We start from the raw sequence: 5,667 nt of genomic DNA, 5'->3' as shown, positions 1-5,667 counted from the left end.
ACAACAAGCAGAAGCAGATCTGCTGTGTATGTAAAACCCGCCTTTGATCTGCTTCAACCACTCAGGTGGGCTTTCAGGCCGCCGTGCTTTTGCTCTTGATCTGAAAAGCGCCCCGTTAAACCACGCTGGCCGCACGCTGGCTTGCTGCGCGACAGCGCTACATCAGATCAGCCGAACAGCCACTTCCACAACAGCACCAACACCACCACCGCCAACACCGGCCGCGCGATGCGGTAGGCTTTTGGGTGCTTGCGCTTCCACTGTTTGACCTGACCACTGAACTTGTCGCTGAAGGTCTTGCTCCAGGCATAGGCCTGATTAATGCCGCCAACACGTTCGTCATCCAGGTTCTGTGGCGCAGTAGCACGACCGAGTTGCTTGCTGACCCAGCGATTGATGCGCGTCATCAAACGGCTGCTCAGCGGGCGTTCGATGTCGCAGAACAGAATCACCCGAGTGTGTTCGGTTTCATTCTTCACCCAGTGCACATACGTTTCGTCGAACATCACGTCTTCGCCGTCGCGCCAGGCGTAGACCTGGCCGTCAACGAAGATGCGGCAGTCGTCGGAGTTCGGCGTGGACAGCCCCAAGTGATAACGCAACGAACCGGCAAACGGGTCGCGGTGCGGGTTGAGGTGGCTGCCGCCGGGCAACAGCGCAAACATCGCGCCCTTGACGTTGGGGATGCTGCTGACCAGGGCCACGGTTTTCGGGCACAACGCCTCGGCGGATGGCAACGGTTTGTCGTACCACTTGAGGTAAAAACGCTTCCAGCCCTTCTTGAAGAACGAACCAAAGCCTGCGTCGTTGTTCTTTTCGGCGGCGCGAATATAACCCTCGTCGAACAGGTGCATGGCCTCTTGGCGGATCACTTCCCAGTTGTCCTTGAGCACGTCCAGTTCAGGGAATTTGCTGCGGTCCAGGTACGGCTTGGACGGCACGGCCGAGAACAGGTACATCAAGGCGTTGTACGGGGCGAACAACGCCGAGTGGTTGACGAACTGACGCAACAACGGCAAACGGGCCTTGCCACGCAAGTGCACATACAACGTGCTGCCGATAAACAACAGCAGCACCGACAGTTTGGCGGCCAAAGAAAAGGTCATGCAGCAACTCCTGGAAATTAGCGCCTGGCGAATAACCTCCCGGTGAGGGGAAACCAAACGTAGCAGCCGGTCATCATAAACATTTGCTGCATTATGCAGAAGGCCTCGGCCGACCGGCTGACATAAATCAACCCTCTGCACCCCTGATTGCGGGCCCTGCGTGGGAGACACGCAGCAAACCGGTCAGGCCTGGTTTTCTTGATCGGTAAACAAATCGCTAAACAGCATGCTCGACAGGTAGCGCTCACCGGAGTCCGGCAATATCACCACGATGGTCTTGCCCTGCATTTCCGGCTTCTCGGCCAGGCGCACAGCCACGGCCATGGCGGCGCCGCAGGAGATACCGCACAAAATGCCTTCTTCCTGCATCAAGCGCAGGGCCATCGCCTTGGATTCCTCATCGGTCACCAGTTCCACGCGGTCGACCATCGAGAGGTCGAGGTTTTTCGGCACAAACCCCGCGCCGATGCCCTGGATCTTGTGCGGGCTGGGCTTGATCTCTTCACCGGCCAGCGCCTGAGTGATCACCGGTGATGCAATCGGCTCCACCGCCACCGACAGAATCGGCTTGCGCGCAGTGTTCTTGATATAACGCGACACACCGGTAATGGTGCCGCCAGTGCCGACGCCCGCGACCAGCACGTCGACGGCGCCGTCGGTGTCGTTCCAGATTTCCGGGCCGGTGGTTTTCTCGTGGATCGCAGGGTTGGCCGGGTTTTCGAACTGGCCTGGCATGAAGTAGGCCGACGGGTCACCGGCAACGATTTCACCGGCTTTTTCGATAGCACCTTTCATGCCTTTGGCCGGTTCGGTCAGCACCAGCTCGGCGCCGAGAGCCTTGAGGACTTTGCGCCGCTCGATGCTCATGGACGCCGGCATAGTCAGCAACAGTTTGTAGCCACGCGCGGCCGCGACAAACGCCAAACCGATGCCGGTATTGCCGGAAGTCGGTTCCACAATGGTCATGCCGGGTTTGAGTTTGCCGCTGCTTTCGGCGTCCCAAATCATGTTTGCGCCAATGCGGCACTTCACCGAATAACCTGGGTTACGCCCTTCGATCTTGGCCAGGATGGTCACGCCACGCGGCGCAATCCGGTTGATCTGAACCAGGGGCGTGTTACCGATGGAGTGCGCGTTGTCTGCAAAGATGCGGCTCATAACGGGGTCCTTAAGGCTATTTCAGGAAGGCCCCAAGGTTATGCCGCTGGCGTAGAGGCGTCCAGTCTGCGGAACGTTGCGCCCTGTGCGCAAGTCCATCAATTATATGTAACCCAATATGGACAGAGAGCCTACCCCATGAAACGTCGCTACAGTTGGCCGCTATGGACCGCCGCCGGGCTGGTGCTGCTGCTGGTTGCCCTGAATATCGCGCTGCCTTATGTGGTGCGCAATTACCTGAATGACAAGCTCGCCGACATGGGTGATTACCGCGGCGAAGTCGCCGATGTAGACCTGGCGTTGTGGCGCGGCGCCTACCGGATAAAAGGGCTGAAAATCGTCAAGGTCGACGGTAAGGTTCCGGTGCCGCTGGTTAACGCGCCGCTGATTGAATTTGCGGTCAGTTGGCACTCGCTGTGGTACGACCATGCGGTGGTTGCCGAGGGGCATTTTGTGCGGCCTGAAATCAACTTCGTCGACGGCGGCGCAAACAAACAGGCGTCGCAGACCGGTAAGGGCACCGACTGGCAAGCGCAGTTGAAAAAACTCCTGCCGATCACCCTGAACGAAGTGCGCATTGAGGACGGCAAGGTCGCCTTTCACAACTTCAGCTCCAAACCGCAAGTAAACATCAACGCCACCGAAATCAACGCCAGCTTGTATAACCTGACCAACGTGGTGGACCTCAAAGGCCAGCGCGATGCACGCTTTGACGGTAAGGCCATGCTGCAAGGCCAAGCGCCGCTGGAAGCCACTGCCACCTTTGACCCTTTCAATAATTTTGAGGACTTCGAATTCCGCTTCCGCGCGCGTGACCTGCAACTCACACGCATGAACGATTTCGCCTCGGCGTACGGCAAGTTCGACTTCAAGGCGGGCACCGGTGATGTGGTGATCGAAGCGCAGGCCCAGAAGGGCCAACTCAGCGGTTACATCAAGCCGCTGTTGCGCGATGTTGAAGTCTTTGACTGGCAGCAGGACGTCGAAAACAAAGACAAAAATATTTTCCGCTCGATCTGGGAAGCCGTGGTGGGCACCAGCGAGACGGTGTTGAAAAACCAGCGCAAAAATCAATTCGCCACGCGCGTCGAACTCAGCGGCAGCGTGCACCAGCAAAATATCAGCGCGTTCTCTGCATTCGTGGCGATTTTGCGCAACGGTTTCATCCAGGCCTTCAATGCGCGCTACGAACAGCCCAAGCCGTCGACCGACTGATGCTGCGCGTGACCGGCCATTCAGAGACTGAATAAGGCGTCTGCGTTCACAGCCACCGGGGCTGCGCGGTATAGTCCGGGCATTGATGAATGTGAGGAATGAGCGATGAAGTTCGAAGGCACCCAGGCCTATGTGGCTACCGATGACCTGAAACTGGCCGTCAACGCCGCGATCACCCTGGAGCGGCCGTTGCTGGTCAAGGGCGAGCCCGGCACCGGCAAGACCATGCTGGCCGAGCAACTGGCCGAATCCTTCGGCGCCAAGCTGATCACCTGGCACATCAAGTCCACCACCAAGGCGCATCAGGGCCTCTACGAGTACGACGCGGTGAGCCGCCTGCGCGACTCGCAGTTGGGCGTGGACAAGGTGCACGATGTGCGCAACTACCTGAAAAAGGGCAAGCTCTGGGAAGCGTTCGAGTCCGAGGAGCGGGTGATTCTGCTGATCGATGAAATCGACAAGGCCGACATCGAGTTCCCTAACGACCTGCTGCAAGAACTCGACAAGATGGAGTTCTACGTCTACGAAATCGACGAGACCATCAAGGCCAAAAAGCGCCCGATCATCATCATTACTTCCAACAACGAAAAAGAGCTGCCGGACGCGTTCCTGCGCCGCTGCTTCTTCCACTACATCGCCTTCCCCGACCGCAGCACGCTGCAAAAAATCGTCGACGTGCACTATCCCGACATCAAGAAGGACCTGGTCAGCGAAGCGCTGGACGTGTTCTTCGACGTGCGCAAAGTGCCGGGTTTGAAGAAAAAGCCTTCCACCTCGGAGCTGGTCGACTGGCTCAAACTGCTGATGGCCGACAACATCGGTGAAGCGGTGCTGCGCGAACGCGACCCGACCAAGGCGATCCCGCCGCTGGCCGGCGCTCTGGTGAAGAACGAGCAAGACGTGCAACTGCTGGAACGACTGGCGTTTATGAGCCGTCGCGGTAATCGCTGATGCTGCTCAACCTGTTCAACGAAATGCGTGCGGCCAAGGTGCCGGTGTCGGTGCGCGAATTGCTCGACCTGATCAACGCGCTGAAACAGCGAGTGACCTTCGCCGACATGGACGAGTTTTACTACTTGGCCCGCGCGATTCTGGTCAAGGACGAACGGCATTTCGACAAGTTCGACCGCGCGTTCGGCGCCTACTTCAATGGCCTCGAAAAACTCGACGACCACCTGCAGGCACTGATTCCCGAGGAGTGGCTACGCAAGGAATTCGAACGCTCGCTGAGCGATGAAGAGCGTGCGCAGATCCAGTCCCTCGGCGGCCTCGACAAGCTGATCGAGGAATTCAAGAAGCGCCTGGAAGAACAGAAGGAACGCCATGCCGGTGGCAACAAGTGGATCGGCACTGGCGGCACCAGCGCGTTTGGCTCCGGCGGCTATAACCCGGAAGGTATCCGCGTGGGCGATGCCGGCAAGCGCCAGGGCAAGGCGGTAAAAGTCTGGGACCAGCGTGAGTACAAAAACCTCGACGATCAGGTAGAGCTGGGCACGCGCAATATCAAGATCGCCCTGCGCCGCCTGCGCAAGTTCGCGCGCCAGGGTGCGGCCGAAGAGCTGGACATCGACGGCACCATCGACCATACGGCGCGTGATGCAGGCTTGTTGAATATTCAAATGCGACCGGAGCGGCGCAACACTATCAAGCTGTTGCTGCTGTTCGACATCGGTGGTTCGATGGACGCGCATGTGAAGATCTGCGAAGAGCTGTTTTCGGCGTGCAAGACTGAGTTCAAACACCTGGAGTACTTCTACTTCCATAACTTTGTGTATGAAGCGGTGTGGAAGGACAACCAGCGCCGCACCTCGCAAAGCACCTCGACCCAGGATTTGCTGCACAAGTATGGCGCCGATTACAAAGTGATCTTTATTGGCGATGCGTCGATGGCGCCGTACGAAATCACCCAGGCCGGCGGCAGCGTCGAGCACTGGAATGAAGAAGCCGGCTATGTGTGGATGCAGCGCTTTATGGCCAAGTATAAAAAGCTGATCTGGATAAACCCGTACCCGAAAGACACGTGGGGGTATACGGCGTCGACCGCGATTGTGCGTGAGTTGGTGGAGGATCAGATGTACCCGCTGACGCTGCGCGGGCTGGAAGAAGGCATGCGTTTTCTCTCCAAGTAATCCGAATCCAAATCAGGATTCCCATGCTGCAGGAAATCCAATGTGGGAGGGAGCAAGCC

At 58.1% G+C, this 5,667-nt stretch carries 5 protein-coding genes; 3 read left to right on the top strand and 2 right to left on the bottom strand.

What is annotated here, in order from left to right:
* Positions 1-167: 167 nt before the first annotated feature.
* Both F0169_RS26735 and cysK read right to left on the bottom strand, forming a co-directional pair.
* Positions 168-1,106: an aspartyl/asparaginyl beta-hydroxylase domain-containing protein gene (locus tag F0169_RS26735; protein ID WP_099240233.1), complete on the bottom strand. Its 939-nt coding sequence runs from the start codon at positions 1,104-1,106 to the stop codon at positions 168-170.
* 183 nt (positions 1,107-1,289) lie between these two features.
* Positions 1,290-2,264, bottom strand: coding sequence for a cysteine synthase A (gene cysK / locus F0169_RS26730; RefSeq protein ID WP_152748099.1), 975 nt, complete (start codon positions 2,262-2,264; stop codon positions 1,290-1,292).
* Between the two features lie 138 nt (positions 2,265-2,402).
* Between cysK and F0169_RS26725 the strand changes: the two genes are divergently transcribed.
* From F0169_RS26725 to F0169_RS26715, 3 genes are all read left to right on the top strand, one after another.
* Positions 2,403-3,479 carry a DUF748 domain-containing protein gene (locus tag F0169_RS26725; protein ID WP_058411045.1) on the top strand — a complete coding sequence of 359 codons (1,077 nt, stop codon included), beginning with the start codon at positions 2,403-2,405 and terminating at the stop codon, positions 3,477-3,479.
* 105 nt (positions 3,480-3,584) lie between these two features.
* Positions 3,585-4,430, top strand: a complete 846-nt coding sequence (locus F0169_RS26720) for an AAA family ATPase (protein WP_058411046.1) — start codon at positions 3,585-3,587, stop codon at positions 4,428-4,430.
* Positions 4,430-5,608 (top strand): vWA domain-containing protein, encoded by a 1,179-nt coding sequence (locus F0169_RS26715; protein WP_058411047.1) that lies wholly within the window; start codon positions 4,430-4,432, stop codon positions 5,606-5,608. Before F0169_RS26720 ends, F0169_RS26715 begins: the two co-directional genes overlap by 1 nt.
* Positions 5,609-5,667 lie beyond the last annotated feature (59 nt).

Origin of the sequence: Pseudomonas kitaguniensis (assembly GCF_009296165.1) — a bacterium.
Lineage (GTDB): Bacteria > Pseudomonadota > Gammaproteobacteria > Pseudomonadales > Pseudomonadaceae > Aquipseudomonas > Aquipseudomonas kitaguniensis.
This window is presented reverse-complemented; position numbering and strand designations above follow the sequence as displayed.